Origin of the sequence: Bacillus sp. LJBS17, from assembly GCF_019334685.1 — a bacterium.
GTDB lineage: Bacteria > Bacillota > Bacilli > Bacillales > Bacillaceae > Bacillus > Bacillus subtilis.
Map to the genome: position 1 here is coordinate 2,258,911 of NZ_CP079759.1, position 19,554 is coordinate 2,278,464.

At 42.7% G+C, this 19,554-nt stretch carries 25 protein-coding genes; 8 read left to right on the forward strand and 17 right to left on the reverse strand.

The window, feature by feature from the left end; all coding sequences use genetic code 11:
- Positions 1-6 precede the first annotated feature (6 nt).
- From KXZ66_RS11510 to KXZ66_RS11540, 7 genes are all read right to left on the reverse strand, one after another.
- Positions 7-618, reverse strand: a complete 612-nt coding sequence (locus KXZ66_RS11510) for a YpjP family protein (RefSeq protein ID WP_049141327.1) — start codon at positions 616-618, stop codon at positions 7-9.
- A gap of 259 nt (positions 619-877) precedes the next feature.
- Positions 878-1,651 (reverse strand): class I SAM-dependent methyltransferase, encoded by a 774-nt coding sequence (locus KXZ66_RS11515; RefSeq protein ID WP_014480074.1) that lies wholly within the window; start codon positions 1,649-1,651, stop codon positions 878-880.
- Between the two features lie 41 nt (positions 1,652-1,692).
- Positions 1,693-2,127: a bacilliredoxin BrxA gene (brxA, locus tag KXZ66_RS11520; protein WP_003230794.1), complete on the reverse strand. Its 435-nt coding sequence runs from the start codon at positions 2,125-2,127 to the stop codon at positions 1,693-1,695.
- 106 nt (positions 2,128-2,233) lie between these two features.
- Complete coding sequence (gene ilvD / locus KXZ66_RS11525) at positions 2,234-3,910, reverse strand: dihydroxy-acid dehydratase (RefSeq protein ID WP_043857695.1); 1,677 nt, start codon at positions 3,908-3,910, stop codon at positions 2,234-2,236.
- 288 nt (positions 3,911-4,198) lie between these two features.
- The gene (locus KXZ66_RS11530) at positions 4,199-5,332 is read right to left on the reverse strand and encodes a conserved virulence factor C family protein (RefSeq protein ID WP_160244935.1); all 1,134 of its coding nucleotides are present in this window, start codon (positions 5,330-5,332) and stop codon (positions 4,199-4,201) included.
- Between the two features lie 59 nt (positions 5,333-5,391).
- Positions 5,392-6,009 (reverse strand): Mn(2+)-dependent (deoxy)ribonucleoside pyrophosphohydrolase, encoded by a 618-nt coding sequence (gene hdhQ / locus KXZ66_RS11535; RefSeq protein ID WP_064671094.1) that lies wholly within the window; start codon positions 6,007-6,009, stop codon positions 5,392-5,394.
- 15 nt (positions 6,010-6,024) lie between these two features.
- Positions 6,025-6,507, reverse strand: coding sequence for a glutathione peroxidase (locus KXZ66_RS11540; RefSeq protein ID WP_015251858.1), 483 nt, complete (start codon positions 6,505-6,507; stop codon positions 6,025-6,027).
- 341 nt (positions 6,508-6,848) lie between these two features.
- Between KXZ66_RS11540 and metA the strand changes: the two genes are divergently transcribed.
- From metA to cspD, 4 genes are all read left to right on the forward strand, one after another.
- A complete protein-coding gene (gene metA / locus KXZ66_RS11545) occupies positions 6,849-7,754 on the forward strand; it encodes a homoserine O-acetyltransferase MetA (protein WP_064671093.1) in 906 nt (301 codons plus the stop codon).
- Between the two features lie 230 nt (positions 7,755-7,984).
- Complete coding sequence (locus KXZ66_RS11550) at positions 7,985-9,133, forward strand: diglucosyl diacylglycerol synthase (RefSeq protein ID WP_003246153.1); 1,149 nt, start codon at positions 7,985-7,987, stop codon at positions 9,131-9,133.
- Positions 9,134-9,213: 80 nt separating this feature from the next.
- Positions 9,214-9,360 (forward strand): hypothetical protein, encoded by a 147-nt coding sequence (locus KXZ66_RS11555; RefSeq protein WP_120028300.1) that lies wholly within the window; start codon positions 9,214-9,216, stop codon positions 9,358-9,360.
- A 15-nt stretch (positions 9,361-9,375) separates the two neighbouring features.
- Positions 9,376-9,576 (forward strand): cold-shock protein CspD, encoded by a 201-nt coding sequence (gene cspD / locus KXZ66_RS11560; RefSeq protein ID WP_003153604.1) that lies wholly within the window; start codon positions 9,376-9,378, stop codon positions 9,574-9,576.
- Between the two features lie 51 nt (positions 9,577-9,627).
- Here cspD and degR read toward each other — a convergent pair whose 3' ends face one another.
- A complete protein-coding gene (gene degR, locus KXZ66_RS11565; RefSeq protein ID WP_003230774.1) occupies positions 9,628-9,810 on the reverse strand; it encodes a transcriptional regulator DegR in 183 nt (60 codons plus the stop codon).
- A gap of 154 nt (positions 9,811-9,964) precedes the next feature.
- Between degR and KXZ66_RS11570 the strand changes: the two genes are divergently transcribed.
- Complete coding sequence (locus KXZ66_RS11570; RefSeq protein WP_004398863.1) at positions 9,965-10,234, forward strand: DUF2564 family protein; 270 nt, start codon at positions 9,965-9,967, stop codon at positions 10,232-10,234.
- A 27-nt stretch (positions 10,235-10,261) separates the two neighbouring features.
- Here KXZ66_RS11570 and KXZ66_RS11575 read toward each other — a convergent pair whose 3' ends face one another.
- Together KXZ66_RS11575 and KXZ66_RS11580 are read right to left on the reverse strand one after the other, a co-directional pair.
- Entirely contained in the window at positions 10,262-10,444 is a 183-nt protein-coding gene (locus KXZ66_RS11575) for a zinc-finger domain-containing protein (RefSeq protein WP_004399003.1), read from the reverse strand.
- Positions 10,437-11,117, reverse strand: a complete 681-nt coding sequence (locus KXZ66_RS11580; protein WP_021481511.1) for a ribonuclease H family protein — start codon at positions 11,115-11,117, stop codon at positions 10,437-10,439. Before KXZ66_RS11580 ends, KXZ66_RS11575 begins: the two co-directional genes overlap by 8 nt.
- An 82-nt stretch (positions 11,118-11,199) precedes the next feature.
- Here KXZ66_RS11580 and KXZ66_RS11585 point away from each other — a divergent pair, with 82 nt between their 5' ends.
- Genes KXZ66_RS11585 through sspL form a run of 3 tightly spaced genes read left to right on the forward strand, consistent with a single transcriptional unit; the run spans position 11,200 to position 12,457 of the window.
- Positions 11,200-11,889, forward strand: a complete 690-nt coding sequence (locus KXZ66_RS11585) for a queuosine precursor transporter (RefSeq protein ID WP_014477139.1) — start codon at positions 11,200-11,202, stop codon at positions 11,887-11,889.
- On the forward strand, positions 11,889-12,287 hold the full coding sequence (locus tag KXZ66_RS11590) for a reverse transcriptase-like protein (protein WP_015251853.1): 399 nt from the start codon (positions 11,889-11,891) through the stop codon (positions 12,285-12,287). Before KXZ66_RS11585 ends, KXZ66_RS11590 begins: the two co-directional genes overlap by 1 nt.
- Positions 12,288-12,328: 41 nt before the next feature.
- Positions 12,329-12,457 (forward strand): small, acid-soluble spore protein L, encoded by a 129-nt coding sequence (sspL, locus tag KXZ66_RS11595; RefSeq protein WP_003218255.1) that lies wholly within the window; start codon positions 12,329-12,331, stop codon positions 12,455-12,457.
- A 7-nt stretch (positions 12,458-12,464) separates the two neighbouring features.
- Here sspL and exnP read toward each other — a convergent pair whose 3' ends face one another.
- The 7 genes from exnP to bpsA form a co-directional block, all read right to left on the reverse strand.
- Positions 12,465-13,355: a 5'-3' exonuclease ExnP gene (gene exnP / locus KXZ66_RS11600; RefSeq protein ID WP_003230763.1), complete on the reverse strand. Its 891-nt coding sequence runs from the start codon at positions 13,353-13,355 to the stop codon at positions 12,465-12,467.
- Between the two features lie 100 nt (positions 13,356-13,455).
- Positions 13,456-13,602: a hypothetical protein gene (locus KXZ66_RS11605; RefSeq protein ID WP_219144547.1), complete on the reverse strand. Its 147-nt coding sequence runs from the start codon at positions 13,600-13,602 to the stop codon at positions 13,456-13,458.
- Between the two features lie 74 nt (positions 13,603-13,676).
- Entirely contained in the window at positions 13,677-13,934 is a 258-nt protein-coding gene (locus KXZ66_RS11610; RefSeq protein ID WP_219144548.1) for a YpbS family protein, read from the reverse strand.
- Positions 13,935-13,998: 64 nt separating this feature from the next.
- On the reverse strand, positions 13,999-17,580 hold the full coding sequence (gene dynA, locus KXZ66_RS11615; protein ID WP_219144549.1) for a dynamin GTPase: 3,582 nt from the start codon (positions 17,578-17,580) through the stop codon (positions 13,999-14,001).
- Positions 17,581-17,755: 175 nt separating this feature from the next.
- Complete coding sequence (gene fbpC / locus KXZ66_RS11620; protein ID WP_100069434.1) at positions 17,756-17,845, reverse strand: Fur-regulated basic protein FbpC; 90 nt, start codon at positions 17,843-17,845, stop codon at positions 17,756-17,758.
- Positions 17,846-17,915: 70 nt separating this feature from the next.
- Entirely contained in the window at positions 17,916-18,422 is a 507-nt protein-coding gene (bpsB, locus tag KXZ66_RS11625; RefSeq protein ID WP_004398552.1) for an alkylpyrone methyltransferase, read from the reverse strand.
- Positions 18,423-18,425: 3 nt separating this feature from the next.
- Positions 18,426-19,523: a type III polyketide synthase BpsA gene (gene bpsA, locus KXZ66_RS11630; RefSeq protein ID WP_015714140.1), complete on the reverse strand. Its 1,098-nt coding sequence runs from the start codon at positions 19,521-19,523 to the stop codon at positions 18,426-18,428.
- Positions 19,524-19,554: the final 31 nt, after the last annotated feature.

Genomic DNA, 19,554 nt, shown 5'->3' on the forward strand with positions numbered 1-19,554 from the left:
TCTCCTTTAGGCACTCATCCAGTTGGGAGGCGTGTTGCGGTCCCAGTAAATGCTCCCAAGCTCATGATGTGATTGAAATCCATCTTCTGCTGTATGATAATGAAAATTAAACCAGTAGCCGTCATGAGGCGGGTGGTCTCTTCGCACATGGAATCTGAGAAGATCTTCTCCAGTTGTCCGATTGTAAACGTTGAAAATTTTTTCCGTTTTGCCCGCTGAAGGCATGCTTGAGATCACAACATCTTGGTACGCCTCATCATCTTGCAATGTCGCTAAATAATCACTAATCACATTTTCGATTTTTGGCAGGATCTCTTTCCGATAGTCATCCTCAATGACAGGAGTGATTCTGCTGCCGAATTTTAAAAAGGACTGATCCTCAGCGCTGTCAAGGAGCTGTTCCTTGTACGATTGAAAAAGCAGTTCAGGATCTCGCCTGTCATCCGACTCATCATCGTACAGGTCATGCTCATCATAAAAAGCGGTGTAATCATTCTGCTCAAGACTGCTCGGCTGTCCGGAAGGCTTGTCCGCCATAAGGGCAGCCGGAGGAGATACGAGCCCGAACGTTACAATGGTAAATAAAACCACAAGGGTCTTTCTCATCCACAATTTCATGACTGCTTATTCCTCTCTATTTTATTGTCATGTTTCTCTTATTTTAGCACATCCAAAACATGCAAGTCATGTACTATATGAAACTGATATGCAAATTAGGAGATTCGTTGCTATGCACTTTGCGTAAAAACGCTTACAATATTCCATGAAAGGAGGCTTTCCGCATGATTGACGCTCTGTTTGCCACAGTTTCACTCTTAACATTATTATACTTTGTCGTCATGGAGGTCACCGATTAACAGAAAGCCCGTGATATGAATCACGGGCTTGTTTGAATGACGCCATAATGGAACAGTGCTGTTTTTCTTTTCATGACGTTAAAACCAAACTGTTCAAACCGCGGGCTTTTCCAGTGGTCTTTTAGCACAACGCTTTTTCTGGCGACTCGTACCGCTTCATTGATACATCCTTCGTGCAAAACGGAATCCTCTGCCAAATCACGTAAAGGCGCGATGCCGTCAGAGGTCTCTACAGGTTCATGAAACATTGGATCGAAATAAACCACATCAACAGAGTTGTCAGGAAGCTGCTTGATGTATTCTAAGCAATCACCATTCTTCACCTGGATTCTTCTCATCGCAGCTTGAAGCTCTTCTATACCCGTTTCCCATGAATGCAGCCCCATCCTCACTAAAACAGACACAAGATGGTTTTTTTCAATCCCAACAACAGAACCCGTTTCGCCTACTGCCATACTTGCGATAATGGCATCTGACCCCAGCCCGAGTGTGCAATCTAAAAACGCATCCCCTTCAGATAAGCCGGCAGCCCGAAGCATAGGCTCTTGCTCTCCCTGTAAGAAGCGTTTGGCTCTAAACATCGCTGTATTCGGATGAAAAAAGAATTTGGCACCTTGTTTCGTATACAGCTCAAACCGCTCTTTGCCGACCACAAGCAAATCGCGTTCAGCTGACTTCAGCAGGTGTTCAACCGTTTGTTTATTCCGGCCGCAGTATGGCATATTTAGCTCTTTAGAAAGCTGCTTTGCGGTTTTTATGGTGTGTTCAGACGGTCTATAGCTTGTTGTTATCATCTTCTGTACTCCCAAAAAGAAAATGCCCGGAGAACGGGCATTTAGCAGTGCGCATCGAAGGCAGCAGTCAGATTTTTCATGATTTCTTCCATATCGTGTCCTTCAATTTCATGACGCGGAATAAAATGTACGACTTCTTTGCCTTTCAAAAGAGCCATTGATGGTGAAGAAGGCTCCTGGCCAGTAAAATACTCACGCATTTTCGCAGTAGCTTCTTTATCTTGGCCCGCAAAAACAGTCACCGTATTGTCAGGTGTTTTGTCATTCTGAAGGACTGCCTGTGTAGCCGCAGGACGCGCAAGGCCTGCCGCGCAGCCGCATACAGAGTTAACGACTACAAGAGTTGTGCCCTCTGCCTTTTCCATAAAGTTTTCTACTTCTTCCGCTGTTGTTAACTCTTCAAAACCTGCTCCAGTCAGCTCGCGGCGCATCGGTACGACAAGCTGGCGCATGTATTCTTCATAAGCCATTGACATAAAAAAAGCCCCCTCTAGTATCCTTCATCTGAAGTAAAGGATACTATAGAGAGGGCCGGATTTCAAATGTTCACACCTTAAAATAAAAGGAAGTGTCCCCAGCTGTCTAGATTTTCATAATACCGCCGGTGTTGGCACTTGTCACAAGTTTAGAATAACGTGCCAGGTAGCCGGTTTTCACTTTCGGTTCAAAACCTTTCCAGTTCGCTTTTCGTTTTTCCCACTCTTCTTCTGGCACTTGTACATCCAAGATACGTTTTTCAATATCAACGATAATATGGTCTCCGTTTTCAACAAAGGCAAGCGGCCCGCCCTCAGCTGCCTCAGGTGATACGTGGCCGATTGAGAGGCCACGGGAGGCTCCGGAAAAACGTCCGTCCGTAATCAATGCCACTTTTGGTCCGAGTCCCATTCCAACGATTTGGGATGTTGGCGCCAGCATTTCCGGCATGCCAGGTCCGCCTTTTGGCCCTTCATATCTGATGATGACAACGTCGCCTTCTTTTACTTTTCGGTTGATAATGCCGTCAAGCGCCTCGTCCTGAGAATCGAATACGACAGCCGGCCCTTCGTGTCTTGTAATCCCATTCTGTACGCCACCTGTTTTAATGATAGCGCCGTCCGGAGCTAGATTACCGAATAAAACAGCAAGGCCACCCTTTTCAGTGAATGGATGATCCAGCGGATGAATGACGTCATAATCCTTTACTTCATGTCCGGCAATGGTTTCTCCAAGAGTTTTTCCTGTAACAGTCAGCGCATCTAAATGAAGCGCTCCTTCTTTCTTGGAAAGCTCATTCAGAGCCGCTGACACGCCGCCCGCTTCATGAAGATCTTCAATAAACACATCCGATGCAGGCGCCAGCTTGGCCAAGTGCGGCACGCGCTCAGCGACTTCGTTAATGCGTTCTAAAGAGTATTCAACGCCGGCTTCGTTTGCAAGGGCAAGGGTATGAAGAACGGTATTTGTAGAACCTCCGAGCGCCATATCGAGTGCAAACGCGTTATCAATCGCTTTTACTGTAACGATATCACGCGGTTTGATATCTTTGCGAATCGTTTCCATTAATTGCGCAGCCGATTTTCTCACAAACTCTTTGCGTTCCGGAGATGTCGCCAGAATGGTTCCATTACCCGGCAAGGCAAGACCAAGTGCTTCTGACAGACAGTTCATTGAGTTCGCCGTAAACATGCCTGAGCAAGACCCGCACGTTGGGCATCCGAACTGCTCTAGTTCTTGAAGCTCGTTTTCGTTGATTTTCCCTGCTTGGTAGGCGCCTACCCCTTCGAATACTGAGGAAAGAGAGATTTTTCGCCCGTCACTTGTTCTTCCTGCCGCCATCGGTCCGCCGCTGACAAAAATCGTCGGAATGTTGATGCGCATTGCCGCCATAAGCATTCCCGGTGTGATTTTGTCGCAGTTCGGAATACAGACCATTCCGTCAAACCAGTGTGCGGATACAACCGTTTCCACAGAGTCTGCGATAATTTCACGACTTGGCAGCGAATATCTCATACCAATATGCCCCATTGCGATGCCATCATCTACCCCAATGGTATTAAATTCAAACGGAACGCCCCCTGCTTCTCTGATTGCTTCTTTTACGATTTTCCCAAACTCCTGCAAGTGAACATGACCGGGAACGATATCAATGTATGAATTACACACCGCAATAAACGGCTTGCCGAAATCCTCTTCTTTTACTCCTGCTGCACGAAGCAAACTGCGGTGCGGAGCTCTATCGATTCCTTGTGTGATCATATTACTGCGTAATTCTGCCATGGTGATCCTCCTAAATTCTTCCAATTGTTTGATTGGATTTTATTTTGACAATTTTCAGTTTATTTATGGGCTGTTTTTGCAAATAAGATAAATACAGGCCGCCCTCACCTTGTTTTGTTCTTTCGTATTTTTATATTTATATAGCTTTCTTTCGATTTGAACCCTCCAACTATTAATATTGTTACTTACTATAAATAGTTTTCGGATATTTTTCAACAATATTCGAAATAATTTTTATAAAAAGTGAATTCACATAAAAAAGGTGCATGATCTGCACCTTTTTTATTTCTATTCGCCTTTTTTTCTGCTTTCCGTCATTTGTTTCCAAACAGAACCTTTTGCTTCTTCTCCATGCTCAATACGTTCAAGCGCCATTTTGACTTGAAGGCTGACCTCAAATTCGGGGTCATCTTCGGCAGCGCGCAAAGCTTCAATTGCACTTTCATCCCCGACTTCGTACAGGAACATGGCCGCACGCCAGCGAACAAGCTTGCTGGAGTCGCTTAACGACTTGATCATAGCAGGAATGGCTTGAGGATCGCCGATATCAGACAGGCAGTCTCCGGCCGTTCTTCTGACTGATACAGCTTTGTCCTCAAGTGCTTTATACAATAGAGGAAGAACACAAGGTGTTTCAATCATTCCTAAGTACACAACAGCCTGTCTTCTGATGGACACCTTTGGATCATCCAATGCCTTCTGTAAAACCGGGATATCCTCTTCTTTCGGATCCATCTGTTCCAAGTGTGCATAACGCTTTTTCCAGTCCTCATCATCCAGCATGTCAAGCGTTACTTTATACGCTTTGCGCTGTACAGCTTGTTTTGCTTCGCCCTTTCCTTGAGCGGCTGCTTCAGTCAGTCGTTTCAGCCGTTCATCACTGTATGCCGCCTGAAGCTCTTCTGTCACGTCATGGCCGATTTCATCAAAGTCACCGAATCTGACACCTTGTTCTTTCCAAGCCCGCTCAAACACAACATTGGAAGCTTCAGATCTAAGTTTTAAGATCGCCTGCTGAAAGCGTTCAGGTAAGCCGAAGCGTTCTTCCCGCTCTCCATCGGTTAATTTAACTTGCATAGGAATGCCGCTGAACATCTGCACAAAAACTTTTACCTCTCCAAAAGATTCTTGATCAGAACGATTTTCTTCTCCGCTTTCAGCACTTTCCATCCCAAATGCAGTGCGGACTTGCGGTAAAATGTCTTTCCAGTCGTATCTTGCATTCCGTTCAACAGCAAGAAAATCTGCGACGTGATATACCCCTTTAACTCCATCTATTTTAAGAATTTCCGCTATAACAGGCGGTGCGCCTTCTGCTTGCTCAGGTTTATAGTTATTGCTTTTGCCCGCCGGAAGCTCTTCCGTTAAGATGACTTTCATTGTATTCGGGCTTGGTGTAGGTTCAATTGATTTTATCTTCATGATCGTCCTCCTATAGCATATCTGTGACTTATTCTATCATAGTCGCTCCAAGCCTTCTATTACGACGTTTTGGCATCAATCCCGGGTATTTCTTTTTCTAATTGGCGGACAAACTGAAGCATAAAATTGTGTCTTTCTTCTGCCAGTTCCCGTGCAGTGTCTGTATTCATCATATCTTTCAGCCGCAGCAGCTTATGAAAAAAATGAGCGTAGGCGCTTTGCTCATCTCCATAAAGGCCATGCCCGTTTGCGCCCGCAAACATGAAAGCTCTCGCAATGCCGACAGCACCAATCGCATCAAGTCTGTCAGCATCCTGTACAGCTTTTCCTTCAATTGAGAGCGGCTCCTTCGCCAATTTCCCCCTGTCCCGAAAGGACATCCTTGTTATAATATGAATCACCCTGTCAGCATTCTCTTTTCCTACTCCGAAAAAAACGAGCTGATCATATACTTCGCTCACAGAAAGCCTGACCGTGTCAGGCAGCTTCACATCAATTAAATCATGAACCAAAGCCGCCGTTTCAACAATGAACAAATCCGCTTTTTCCTTTTCTCCAATATACGCTGCAAGATCTGCTACTCTTGATACATGATGCCAGTCATGTCCAGAGCTTTCGTCAGTCAGGATAGATTGAACCCATGTCCTGATTTGCTCTGCCTGCTTCAATTCCTTCACAAAAACACCCTCTTTTTATTGCTCTAATAGCTTCACGATATCGTTTTCCAGCTCTTTCGGATTTGTATTTGGTGAATAACGGCCAACGATTTCTCCATTTCTATCCACTATAAATTTCGTGAAATTCCACTTGATCGCCTTAGTTCCCAGCATCCCTTTCGCATGTTCTGTCAAATACACAAACAGCGGGTGGGCGTTTTTCCCGTTTACATCCACTTTTGAAAACATAGGAAATGTAACACCGTAATTTGTTTCACAAAATTCCTGTATGTCAGCCTCTTCACCAGGCTCTTGGTTCATGAATTGATTGCAGGGGAACCCTAAGATCTCCAGCCCCTCCTGCTGATATGTATCATATAATTCCTGCAGCTGCTTTAATTGAGGAGTAAAACCGCACTTACTTGCTGTATTCACGATCATCAGTACCTTTCCCGCGAAAGGCTGAAGTGTCATGTCTTTCCCTGTGATTGTACGTACCTTCATATGATAAATAGACATGTAAGTCCCTCCTATGTCCCTAGTGCTGATTATTTTACCTTTTTTAAATCGCAATTCAAAATGTAAACATCAATTAAGAACTCATAAGAAACCTAACGATATGAGCGTCCGTTCATTATCAATTCATATGGCTCATTTTTTATCTTATCATTCTATAAAACATTACAATTCCCTCTGACATCATGGAAAATCATTTTACTGTGAAACCAAAAGGCGTGTCAGTGCGTTTTATTTAAAGAGTTTTCTGTTGTTTCCCCTCAACACGCATAGATAGATTGAAAATTGGCGTGAAAATTCCTATAATGAAGAAAATTAAACGGGGAAATAATGGAGGTGGCACGTTGCCTATTAATATACCAACACACCTGCCGGCAAAACAGGTGCTTGAAAGTGAACATATATTTGTAATGGATGAAAGCAGAGCATTTCATCAGGATATCCGGCCGCAAAAAATTATTATATTAAATTTGATGCCGAAAAAAATCCAAACAGAGACTCAGCTTCTCAGATTGCTTGGAAATTCGCCTTTACAGGTTCATTTCACATTTTTAATCCCAAGCACACACACGCCGAAAAATACTGCGAGAGAACACCTTGACGAATTTTACACGACTTTTTCCAATATCCGTCACAAGAGGTTTGACGGCATGATTATCACCGGTGCGCCGATCGAGCATTTGGCGTTTGAAGAGGTTTCATATTGGGAAGAGCTCAAGGAAATCATGGAGTGGAGCAAAACAAATGTCACTTCAACCTTGCATATTTGCTGGGGTGCTCAAGCAGGTTTGTATTACCATTACGGTGTGGAAAAAATTCAAATGCCGAAAAAAATCTTCGGTGTGTTCGAACATACCGTTCTTTCAAAACACGAAAGATTGGTAAGAGGTTTTGACGAGCTATACTACGTGCCGCATTCCCGGCATACAGATATAAATATGGAACAGCTTCAAGCAGTGCCCGATTTAAACATTCTTACCGCATCAAAGGAAGCCGGGGTTTGCTTAATTGTGTCAAAAGACGAAAAACAAGTCTTTTTGACAGGGCACCCTGAATATGATACAAATACGCTTCTTCAAGAGTATGAAAGAGATTTGGAACGAAACCTTTCTACTGTCGAGGAGCCTAAACATTATTTTGCAAAAGGCAGCAACGAGCCAGTGAATCGCTGGAAAGCGCATGCCACATTATTGTTTATGAATTGGCTGAATTATTACGTTTACCAAGAAACTCCTTATGAATGGGACTAATTTTTCTTTTTTTAGTGATACGCTGAGCAAAAAATATGATAAAATACATCTGATTCAGTCTGCGTATAACAAAAATTTAAAATACTGGAATCCAAATCATTTAAAATTAGCTTAACTTTTTCACTGCATTAATAATTCGATTATGTATTTGTGTTATGTTTATGTATAGACAATAACTCCTTACGATGCATGAAGCTTGCTTGTTGTTGATTACATTGAGGTGAATTTACTTGAATACCAATAAAAGAGTATTAATTTTGACTGCAAATTACGGAAATGGACATGTGCAGGTAGCCAAAACACTTTATGAACAATGTGTACGGCTCGGCTTTCAGCATGTAACAGTTTCTAATTTGTACCAAGAGTCAAATCCGATTGTTTCAGAGGTAACTCAATACCTTTATTTAAAAAGCTTCTCAATCGGGAAACAGTTTTATCGTTTGTTTTATTACGGAGTTGACAAAATCTATAATAAACGTAAATTCAATATTTACTTTAAAATGGGTAATAAAAGATTGGGCGAACTTGTCGATGAACATCAGCCCGATATTATTATTAATACATTTCCGATGATCGTCGTGCCGGAATACAGACGCCGAACTGGAAGAGTCATTCCTACCTTCAACGTTATGACTGATTTTTGTCTTCATAAAATTTGGGTTCACGAAAACGTGGATAAATATTATGTGGCAACAGATTACGTGAAGGAAAAACTGCTGGAGATCGGCACTCATCCAAGCAATGTAAAAATCACAGGAATTCCAATCAGGCCGCAATTTGAAGAATCCATGCCGGTTGGCCCGATATATAAAAAGTACAATCTTTCACCAAACAAAAAAGTGCTTCTGATCATGGCAGGTGCTCACGGTGTATTAAAGAACGTAAAAGAGCTGTGCGAAAACCTTGTCAAGGATGACCAAGTGCAAGTGGTTGTCGTGTGCGGGAAAAATACGGCTTTAAAAGAATCTTTGAGTGCGCTTGAGGCGGAAAATGGTGACAAATTAAAAGTTCTGGGCTATGTGGAGCGCATTGATGAGCTATTTCGGATCACAGATTGCATGATTACCAAGCCCGGCGGCATTACTTTGACAGAAGCCACAGCCATTGGAGTGCCTGTCATTCTGTACAAACCCGTGCCTGGCCAGGAAAAAGAAAATGCAAACTTCTTTGAAGACCGCGGAGCTGCCATCGTTGTGAACCGTCATGAAGAGATTCTCGAATCAGTCACTTCCCTTCTTGCAGATGAAGATACCTTGCATCGCATGAAGAAAAACATTAAGGACCTTCATTTAGCAAACTCCTCTGAAGTGATTTTAGAGGATATCCTGAAGGAATCAGAAATGATGACTGCCAAACAAAAAGCCAAAGTGCTATCGTAATGGCGTACTTGAGAGCATACGAAAATCGTGTGCTCTTTTTATTTATATTCAGCCATCAATAAAAGCGGTTACATTTTTTTATGGAACTTGCCCTTCTTTTGAAAAATAAGCCGTTTCGCAACTTGACGGGTGCTCCCAGATGGTGTATAGTTGAACCATCATTTAACAATGAATCAAAGTTAAATGATGACAAAATTTTTTTTAGCACATGGGTGCTACAGTACTAGGAGGAATTAAGCAATATGCAAAACGGTAAAGTAAAATGGTTCAACAACGAAAAAGGATTCGGCTTCATTGAAGTTGAAGGCGGAGACGATGTATTTGTTCACTTCACAGCTATCGAAGGAGAAGGATACAAATCATTAGAAGAAGGACAAGAAGTTTCTTTTGAAATTGTCGAAGGTAATCGTGGACCTCAAGCTTCTAATGTTGTAAAACTCTAAACTCAATACATGATGATGAGATGACAAATAGAGGAGAGGCATTCGCCTCTCCTATTTGATTTTCATCTGGATTTCAATCGCCAAAATGTTTTGTTTGCACCTCTGTTCAATCTCTTCAACATACTTTTCCATTGACGGTTTTCCTTTTTTCGCAATATCCGCCAGTTCTTCTAAATCACTGTATATTTCTATAAATGTTTTGTGAAGGATCAACTTCAAGTCTTTATCATCCATAGCTGCGTTCCCCTTCTCTATCAAGATACCCAAATAGTAAAACAGTCCTATTTATTCTGGTTCAATAGTTATATCGGCTTATTTTTATTTTCTTTTCTATTTTGGTACATAAATTTCAAAAAAACTCTGCAAAATAATGGCGGAGGTGTTTTTGGTGACTTCAGAATTTCATAATGAGGATCAGACTGGCTTTACGGATAAGCGGCAGCTGGAACTAGCGGTGGAAACAGCGCAGAAAACAACAGGAGCTGCGACGAGAGGCCAAAGCAAAACATTAGTTGACTCTGCATACCAAGCCATTGAGGATGCTAGAGAACTGTCACAATCTGAAGAGCTGGCAGCTCTCGATGATCCTGAATTTGTAAAGCAGCAACAGCAACTGCTAGATGACAGCGAGCATCAGCTGGATGAATTCAAAGAATAAAAACCGCAGCTTCTGCGGTTTTTATTTTTAGTGATTGGTTAAGACATCTCCGTATTGTTTCAGCTTTTCACCAACCGTACATTTATTGATACAAAATGAATGCGCATAAGTTTTGCCAAATTCTTTGCGAAACTGCTTCTTAATAAAACAGTCCTTGCAATATTCATCGTGCAGTTCTGTCAGTTCTTTAAAGATCATTTTCTTATCCAATATCGTCATCTCCGTTACGGTCTAATTTCGTGTGGCTTTCTACGAATTGATGGGATAGAATTTTTTTAGCGAGGCCGTCAGCTTCCTGATTGTCTTTTCGTTGTATTGTTTCGTAGGTTGGAGTAAGCTTCAGCGATTCAAGGAGTGCTTCTATTTTGTCAAGCCATTCATTATGAGATGGATCATAACAAGGCCAGCTGCCGTCAAGCTGATTCAGCACAACAAGCGAGTCCCCTTTGATTGTAATTGAATTTCTGCTTGCCCCAAGCTCTCTTACTTCTCTTATTGCTTCATAAAGCGCTGCGTATTCAGCTTCATTATTGGTTTTCAGCCGGAAGCTTTTATTTTTTCTCAAGCGATGCCGGATTCCTCCCAATGAATAATAGATGACGATCCCGAGACCGGCCAGTTCGCTCTCCTTATCGAAACTGCCGTCAAAATAAACAGTAATGTCATCAGGCTCTTGAGCAAGCTCCTCTGTCAGCTTTTCCAATTCCTTCAGCGTCCAGCTGCCGCCTTTCTCGTCTTCGAACTCTAGCTCTTTCATGTATGGAAAACGACCAAGTTCTCTGGCGAGCATACGTGCCTGCTGTGCTGTCAGCCAGTCTTCGCTAAAAAATGAGACGGATCCCGTGCCTTTTGCTTCTATTTTCAAATGCGGTCTGAGCTTCATTACAATCACCTTACCATTCATTAGTTGCCGGGCTTATGCTATAATCAAACCAATCTTACCCCGGAAAGGAAGCTTTTTCATCTTGTTTAATAATTCGTTTTGGATCTTTTTTGCGATCATTCATTTTATCATTGTTCTTTTATTTTATAAAGGATTTGGCAAAATGGGACTGTTTGTTTGGATCGGTTTTGCGACAGTCTGCGCCAACCTCCAAGTCGTCAAAACAGTCGAACTGTTTGGCTTAACAGCGACACTCGGAAATGTGATGTATGGCACAATCTTTTTTGCGACAGATGTGCTGAATGAAAAATACGGACCAGCTGAAGCCAGAAAAGCGGTATGGCTCGGATTCTCAACGCTCCTGACGCTGACATTTGTCATGCAGGGTGTGCTGCTTTTCGAACCGGCTTCCAGCGACATATCACAAACAGCGCTGGAAACGATCTTCGGATTCCTTCCGCGAGTTGCGTTAGGAAGTCTGCTTGCCTTTATCTTCAGCCAAACGCTGGATGTTTATGTATATTCGGCAATTAGAAGGATATTTCCTTCTGATCGGCTTTTATGGCTCAGAAACGGCGGCAGTACAGCAGTCAGCCAGCTGTTTGATACATTCATATTCACTGCAGTCGCCTTTCTCGGCATTTATCCGGCAGGCGTGTGGCTTCATATTTTTATTTCTACATATTTGATTAAGTTTGCGGTATCTTTGATTTCATTGCCTTATGCTTATGCAGCCAAAAAAATGATACCTAAAGATGAAAGGAGTTCATAATGCCTACAGAAATATACGTAGACGGCGCAAGCGCTGGTAATCCCGGGCCTTCGGGTATCGGCATTTTTATCAAACATGAGGGAACAGCAGAATCCTTCTCTATTCCAATCGGAGTGCATACAAATCAGGAAGCGGAATTTCTTGCATTAATTGAAGGGATGAAGCTATGTGCAACGCGCGGGTATCAATCGGTTTCCTTTCGAACCGATTCAGATATTGTGGAACGCGCCACTGAGCTTGAAATGGTTAAAAATAAAACGTTTCAACCGTTCGTAGAAGAAATCATCCGATTAAAAGCGGCATTCCCTCTTTTTTTCATCAAATGGATACCGGGCAAGCAAAACCAAAAAGCCGATCTTCTGGCAAAAGAAGCGATTCGGCTGAATGAAAAGAATTAAATCTTGATGATTGGTTCATCCTAATGGCGAGGTGAACTAACATGAAAAAGAAAGATAAAGGCCGGCTGACCGGCGGTGTTACTCCGCAAGGCGACCTGGAAGGCAATACACATAATGACCCTAAAACAGAGCTTGAGGAGAGAGCAAAAAAAAGCAATACAAAACGCTAGAGAAGATCTAAACGATCTCTCTAGCGTTCAGCTTTTCAAGCATACGCTCAATTCCTTTGATTTGGTGGCGGCGAAGCATGTCAGCCGCCTGCTCCATTTGCAAAGTAAATAAAGCGTCTTTCAGTGTGCAGGCCAGCGGCACTGAGCAATGAATTTCCGCAAGCTTCCTCGACATCTCCAAATCGCTTAAACCTTGCTGAATTTTTCCCTGCTGTCCTTTTGGAAGAAGAGAAAGATTTTCCAATAAACGGTCAATCGTTTCGTATTCACGAATCAGTTTGTAGGCTGTTTTTTCTCCAATCCCTTTGACTCCGGGATAGTTATCACTGGAATCTCCCATAAGCGCTTTAATATCAATCAAAGCCTTCGGCATTACGCCTGTTTCTTCATAAAAAGTCTCTTTTGTATAGACTTTATAATTTCCGATTCCTTTTTGAAGCAAAGCAACGCTTACTTTATCCGTTAACAGCTGAAGTAAATCTCTGTCTCCTGTTACGACCGTAATGTCCGCTTCATTCGCAAATAAATCGGCAAGAGTACCGATACAGTCATCCGCTTCATAACCGGCAAAGCCAATATTCATGATTCCAAGCTCTGCGGCTGCTTCCTTTGCCAAATCAAACTGCGGAATCAGCTCCACAGGCGGCGCGCTGCGGTTGGCCTTATAATCTTGGAACAAATCATTTCGGTACGTTTTGCTCCCCATGTCCCAGCAGCAGACGACGTGTGTCGGCTGGAATGTTTCCACAGCTGTAATCAAATGCTTTAAAAAGCCGTTGACGCCGTTCGTCGGCACCCCGCTGTCATTTATCATAAAGTTGCGATGTACGGCCGTGGCAAAAAAGGCCCGGAATAAAAGAGCCATGCCGTCAACCAGCAATAGTTTATTATTATTCATCAAATAACTCCCTTTTCTTTCATTCCTTCTATTTTATCATAAAGCAGCCCAAAAATAAAAAACAGTATCTCTTTAATCAGAGATACTGTTTGGATATTTATCAATCGTTGTGTCTTTTGTTGCTGACGATCAGCTTTTCAGCTTCGCGTCCTGCGTAAGAGTCAAAATGGGTTTGAAATCCGTTTTTCTTTTTGGCATTGTTATTCGCCTGTGCATTTCTGTTTCCGAGCTTTGTTCTGCCCAACATGAATCCCCCCTTACGTCGGATGCATATAGTATATGCTTCCGGCAGGAGGTTCACTCGCGACAGGATCATCCAGCTTACATGCGGCTTACGTATTCTCTGACCATTTCTTTTGATACAAGCCGTCTTGTCGGGACGATGCCTTTTTTAGCGAGCTGATTCATTTGCTCGGTAATTTCATTAATTGCATCTGTAGTATAAGGCTCATCGTTTTTGCATTTAGCAACAGCTTCTTCAATCGCCAATTCACGCATATTTTCAAGACGCATAAATGCTTTGATATGCTCGTGCTGTTTTGATGAATGTGCTGAAATTGCTGTATGTACCTCTGACATTAATCGTTCATCTCGCTTTTTTCTATTTAGTCTACCATGACTTGAAATACAAGCCAACTGAATTTTACATTTTTATTGTATTGTCTGAATTTTTCCAGGAGATGCACGCCTGGTACGCTATTTCAATCTCTTTCGCATGTTCCCCTTCCGCATATCCTCTTAAATATGTCTCTTTTTGATCCGTTATTTGCGCGATTGCTTTTTCGCCCATATCTTCCTGTAAGCGTCTGAGGTGAGCTGTGTAATGAGAAATCAGGCTTTCTTCTTCATTTTTTATCCATGCCTCTGTGATTTTCGTAAGTTTCATCCGTACAGCTTCGATAAAGGCCGATTTTCCTTTCTGCTCAAAAAACTGCTTCGGTGATTTGACCTCTTTTAGTTCCTGCTCAAAAGCACGTTCTTCTATTTCTGGTTCAACTTCCTTCAACTGTATGCCGTTTGAATGCTGATCACCCGCATAAACGGAAAAATAGCCGTCCTCGTTTAATGTTTTTTGAAATTGATCCAGCCATTCTTCATTGATATGCCGTTCGATGAAACCGCTCATACGAACATCAAGCGTTTTGATTTCCTGAATATATTCAAATTGATATTCATGTAAGGCTGTTGTCATCGCCTTACTGACGTTCTTTTTCCAATCCCCGTTTTGCAGCCCGGGATGAAATGCCGATTTTAATAAATCATTTGCAAAATATGATAATCGCTGTGTAATGTGATATAGCTGCTCTCTTGTATCTTTTTTTACTTTTTCAATGATGGTTTCTGAGTTCCGACGTTTCTCGATATCGGCCGCTGTCCGCTCAAATGACAGCATAAGGCGCTGTTTCTGCGCTTCCTTCTCTTCTCGGGACTGATGCTGGGATTGGTGAAGCTGAAAAACAGTTTCGCATAGTTTGTCTGCCTCCGAACTGAGCTGCGCTGCTGACGCTTTTTTTACATCCACTTCGATAAACCGGTCTAAGTGTTTTCTTACTTTCGGGAACTGATTATAAAATGACTCCGGTTTTCCCACCAGTTCCTCCTTACTTGATACGGTAAAGAGCTGCGGCTCATAAACCCCTTCTTTTACAAGCTCTGCGCTGACATAATCGGTCACTGTTTCGAGTTCTGTTTTATCTTTTGCAAGGTCTGCAGCATTAATAATAAAAAACATTTTATCCATGCTGAGCGATTCTTTCACAAGTCCAAGCTTTCGCAAAAATGAACGGTCTCCTTTTGAAAAAGAGTGCTGATAATAAGTCATATAAAAAAATGCATCGGCATCTTTGATATATTGGAATGCCAGTTCTGTATGCCGTTTATTCATGCTGCTCGCGCCGGGTGTATCAACGATCGTAATCCCTTTTTCAGTGAGCGGGCATGTATAGTAGACCGTTACCTCTTTTACAGCACAGGCCGTTGTTTCCTCTGCTACATACGGCTTTAATTCAGATAGCGGAATCGTTAATTTCTTCTGTTCCTGTATATACTGCTGATACTTCTCATATGCAAGCAGGAAATTGCTGATCAATTTCACTTGTTCTTCCTGCAGCCTGTTTTTTTTGACTGCCTTTTCCCACTTCTCTGTGAAGGAACGGCCTGCCGGTTCCTTTGGTATTCCGGTGAGCTGCAAAATTTCAGCCGTTATGGCATCCTCTGTCTTAAACACTACATCCGCTGTTTTGTTTAAGTTGCCATTGATTGGCATTGTGATCTTGTTAATTGTCGCTGTGGTTGGCGTTGGTGAGGATGGCAGCACTCTTTCGCCGACAAGCGCATTGGCAAATGATGATTTCCCCGAGCTGAAGCCTCCAAAAAGAGCGAGTGTAAATTTCCGTTCCTCAAGCCTTTTCACCCTTTCACGAAACGCTGAAGTTTGCTTTAACAACATGCTGCATTCGCCTAAAAGGTCAGACAAAGTGTAAAAGCGTTTGATTTGGTCTTGAAGCGGCATTTCTTGTTCCATTTTGATTTCTGATTTCGGCATCGGCTGCGCCGTCAGCTGGCTTCGGCCTTGTTTCTGCTCTGGAGCCGCCACTCTTGTTTTCTTCGATTTAAACCATTCTGTGTCTATATGCATTGGGCATGCGGACTCTTCTTCCCAAATGGCCCACAGGCGATCGGTTTTCTCTCGGGCATAATTCTCTAAACGCGCCTGTTCTTGAAGAAAGACAAGTTTTTCTGATTCTTGGACGAGCCGGTCGTTAATCGTTTGCACGTCTTTGGAAACACGCTCTTTCACCATAGCGGAGAGCACCTTTATGATGTCTGCGGCTTCTCTTTTCGCCTCTTTCCGGATGAGCTCTGCCAAGTCTTTTGTATATTGCAATACATATTCAGATGAAAAGGCTGCACCATGCTTGACCGCGCGTTCAATGATGCTTATATCAAGCGGTGTGCGATAGGCCTGAATCAGCTTTTCACTTTCAGCGGTATAGACATCAAATGCCTTGGCGAGTTTATGAAGCGTGTCTATCATATGCCAATCCGCTTCGGCCTCTGTTCGTTTTGCCACATCAGAGAAAAAAGCATTCCGCCTTTTATCTCTTTCCTGTGCAGTTTTCGCTTTAGAAAAGAAAAAGCCGGTTTTAAAAGAAGGCTTTTGTGATTCTAAAAATGCAGCCGCCAATTCACGCATTTCAAAAGGCGTCAGGTTGGCGTTTTTTAAAATACGATTGATTTCTTCCTGCATCCTCTTCTCTGCCTCAGTCGTTTGTTTTTCGGCCTCATCCAATTGATCACGCAGCGATTGGACCAGTCCAGTTTGGATATTAAGCTGTTCAGCGAAACTCGGAGCGCCTGTTTCGTCTTTCTTCAGCATTTCCGTATGTTCCTTTAGCAGATTACGGACTTTTTGAACGGTTAAAGCCTGCATATTGCTTTTTGATTGCTGTTCTATTCTTCTTAACTCTTCTCTCAGGGCCCCCATCTGATTGAACGGGTGGTTCGGTTCTGTTACTGACGTAAAATAGAGCGCTTCCTTTGAAATCCCTTCATTGCAAAGCATCTCCTCTACCTGCGCTTTATAGTCTCCAAATTTCGTCTCCGTCTCATCATGGCGGTCAATTTGATTGACGATAAAATACACATTCGGAATGCTTTCTTTTATTGATCTGAGAAACTTTACATTTTCCTCAGAGTGCACGTGATTATAGTGAACGACGTAAAACAGCGCATCCGCTTGGTGAAGAATAGAAGCAGCCGATAGAAAATGCGCATCATCTGTTGAATCTATCCCTGGAGTATCAATATACGCAACCCCGGAATCGATCTCAGTATATCTGTCAAAAATTTCGACGATTTCAATCTGTTCCCCGTCTTTACAATATTGCTGCACCTTGTCTTTCTGGTAAGGCCCTTCCAGCTCAGCACACGCTCCGTCTGTTGTATGAAGCCGAACTCGCTTTTCCCCGTTTCTGATCACAACAAGGTTAGCGCTTGTCGGAATCGGGCTTGTCGGCAAAATATTCTCCATTAACAGGCAGTTCAGCAGTGACGATTTCCCCGCTGAATAATGCCCGGTAAACGCGATATAAACCTCTTCATCAGCCGCTTTTTTCATGACCGCAGCCAGTTTAGCAGCCCTTTGTTCATCTTGATTCTCAATAAATTGCTTATAAAGTTCCCCGGTTTTATGCAAAAGCTCTTTTCTGTTTTGATCTGTCATAAGTCTGAACCCCTTTGTGCCGTTTCAATTGTGAACCTTTTTCGAAAGATCTGAATTCATTCCCTTTTCATTTTACACAAGAATAAACCAAATTTCTTTAGGTGAATAGAAAAAAGCCGCCATTACGGCAGCTTCTATAAAAGAAAATCTGCAACTTTTACAAGTTCCAGATTCATCAAACAGATTTATTAGAGATTCCTTTTAATACAAAACCAATTAATACACTATATGTACAAACCGCTCCAAGCAAAAACAGCATTGTCATTTGCTTCACCATCCTGATTGAGAATCTTTTTCAAATCCATTTTAACATGGTTGAGAATGATTTTCAATCGCTATTTTACGCTGTATTCCTGTAATGCTTTGTCTTCTGCGCGAATTCTGACGCTTAACAACACGGCATTGAAAATGGAAAACAGACACATGGTGACGTATGCTTGATAAAGCAGCGGAATCAGCAAAATTTCGAGTATAACAACGGCATAGTTTGGATGTTTCATCCATTTATATGGACCTTTTTTTACAAGCTCTACACCTGGAACAACAAGGATTTTCGTATTCCAATATGCCCCTAAGGAACAAAGCGCCCAATACCGTACGATCTGTACGCTTAAAATAACTGCAGCGATACCGAGCCACCAGCTGGACGGCTGTTTATTCATCAGCAGCACCTCGGCAATTAAGGACAGGAAAAAAAGGATATGCATCGTAATGATATACGGATAGTGGCTCTCGCCAAATTCAATTGCTCCTTGCTTCTTTACCTTTTGTTCGTTTTGCCTGGCCACTGCCATTTCTGCTGCTCTTTGAACAATGAGAATGGCGATCAACAACCAAAACATGAGTCAGGCCCCCTTTTCCCAGCTGAATAACAGCAATTCTGATGAGAAACCCGGCCCTAATGCGCCAATCAGTCCTCGTTCAGCTTCCTTTTTATGTCCGTTCTGCAGATGGTCTTTGATCACATACAAGATTGTGGCTGAAGACATATTTCCGTGCTTTTGCAAAATGCTTTGCGCAGATGAAAGCTTTTCTGACGACAGCCCGAGACTTTTGATGTATGCATCGATCACTTTTTTTCCGCCTGGATGCGCCAAAAAAACACTGATATCATGGAATGACAGCTTATGTTTGTCCAAAAAAATCTGTACATTTGTTTTGAGCCATTTTTCCACCAAGGTCGGAATGTCTCGTGAGAAAATGACTTTGAATCCTTGATCGGTAAAGTCCCAGCCCATGACATCTTCTGATTGTTTCATCAAAACAGATTGGGCGTCCATTATCTTCGGCGCAAGCTTCAGCTTTGACATCCTGCGGTCCGCCTTCTCTCCGCATAATAAAGCTGCAGCAATGCCGTCACCAAAAAGCGAGGTGCCGATCAGATTGCTTTTTGTTTTATCTTCCGGCTGGAATGTCAGGCTGCACAGCTCGGCAGCAATGACAAGAACAAAAGCCTCAGGATACGCTTTGCAGTATTCGGCTGCACGCGCAAGTCCGCTGGCTCCTCCTGCACAGCCAAGCCCCCAAATCGGGATCCGCTTCGTATATGGAGAAAACGGAAGTTCATTCATAAGCCGCGCCTCGATACTCGGTGTGGAAAGACCTGTACTGGAGACGAAAAAAACAGCTTCCACTTTCTCATAAGGAATGGCTTCTTGAAAAAATTCCGGATGAGAGAGGCACTCACGAACAGCCGCTCTGCTGTGTTTAAGTGTTTCTTCTATGTATATTTGATTTTTTTCTTCAAAGCTGTGCCCCTCTTTATACCATTCAATCGGCTTAACAAACTGTCTCGAATGGATTTGCCCGTTTTTAAAGGAGGATAACAGCCGGTCAATATCCTTAAAAGAATGCTGAAACATATAGCGGGCGAACTCGGCCGCTTTCTCTTGGTTTACATTATACGCAGGAAGACTTGTTCCAATGGATAAAATAAACGCCATGCGATCACCTCTTTGCATACATTGTGCCGCA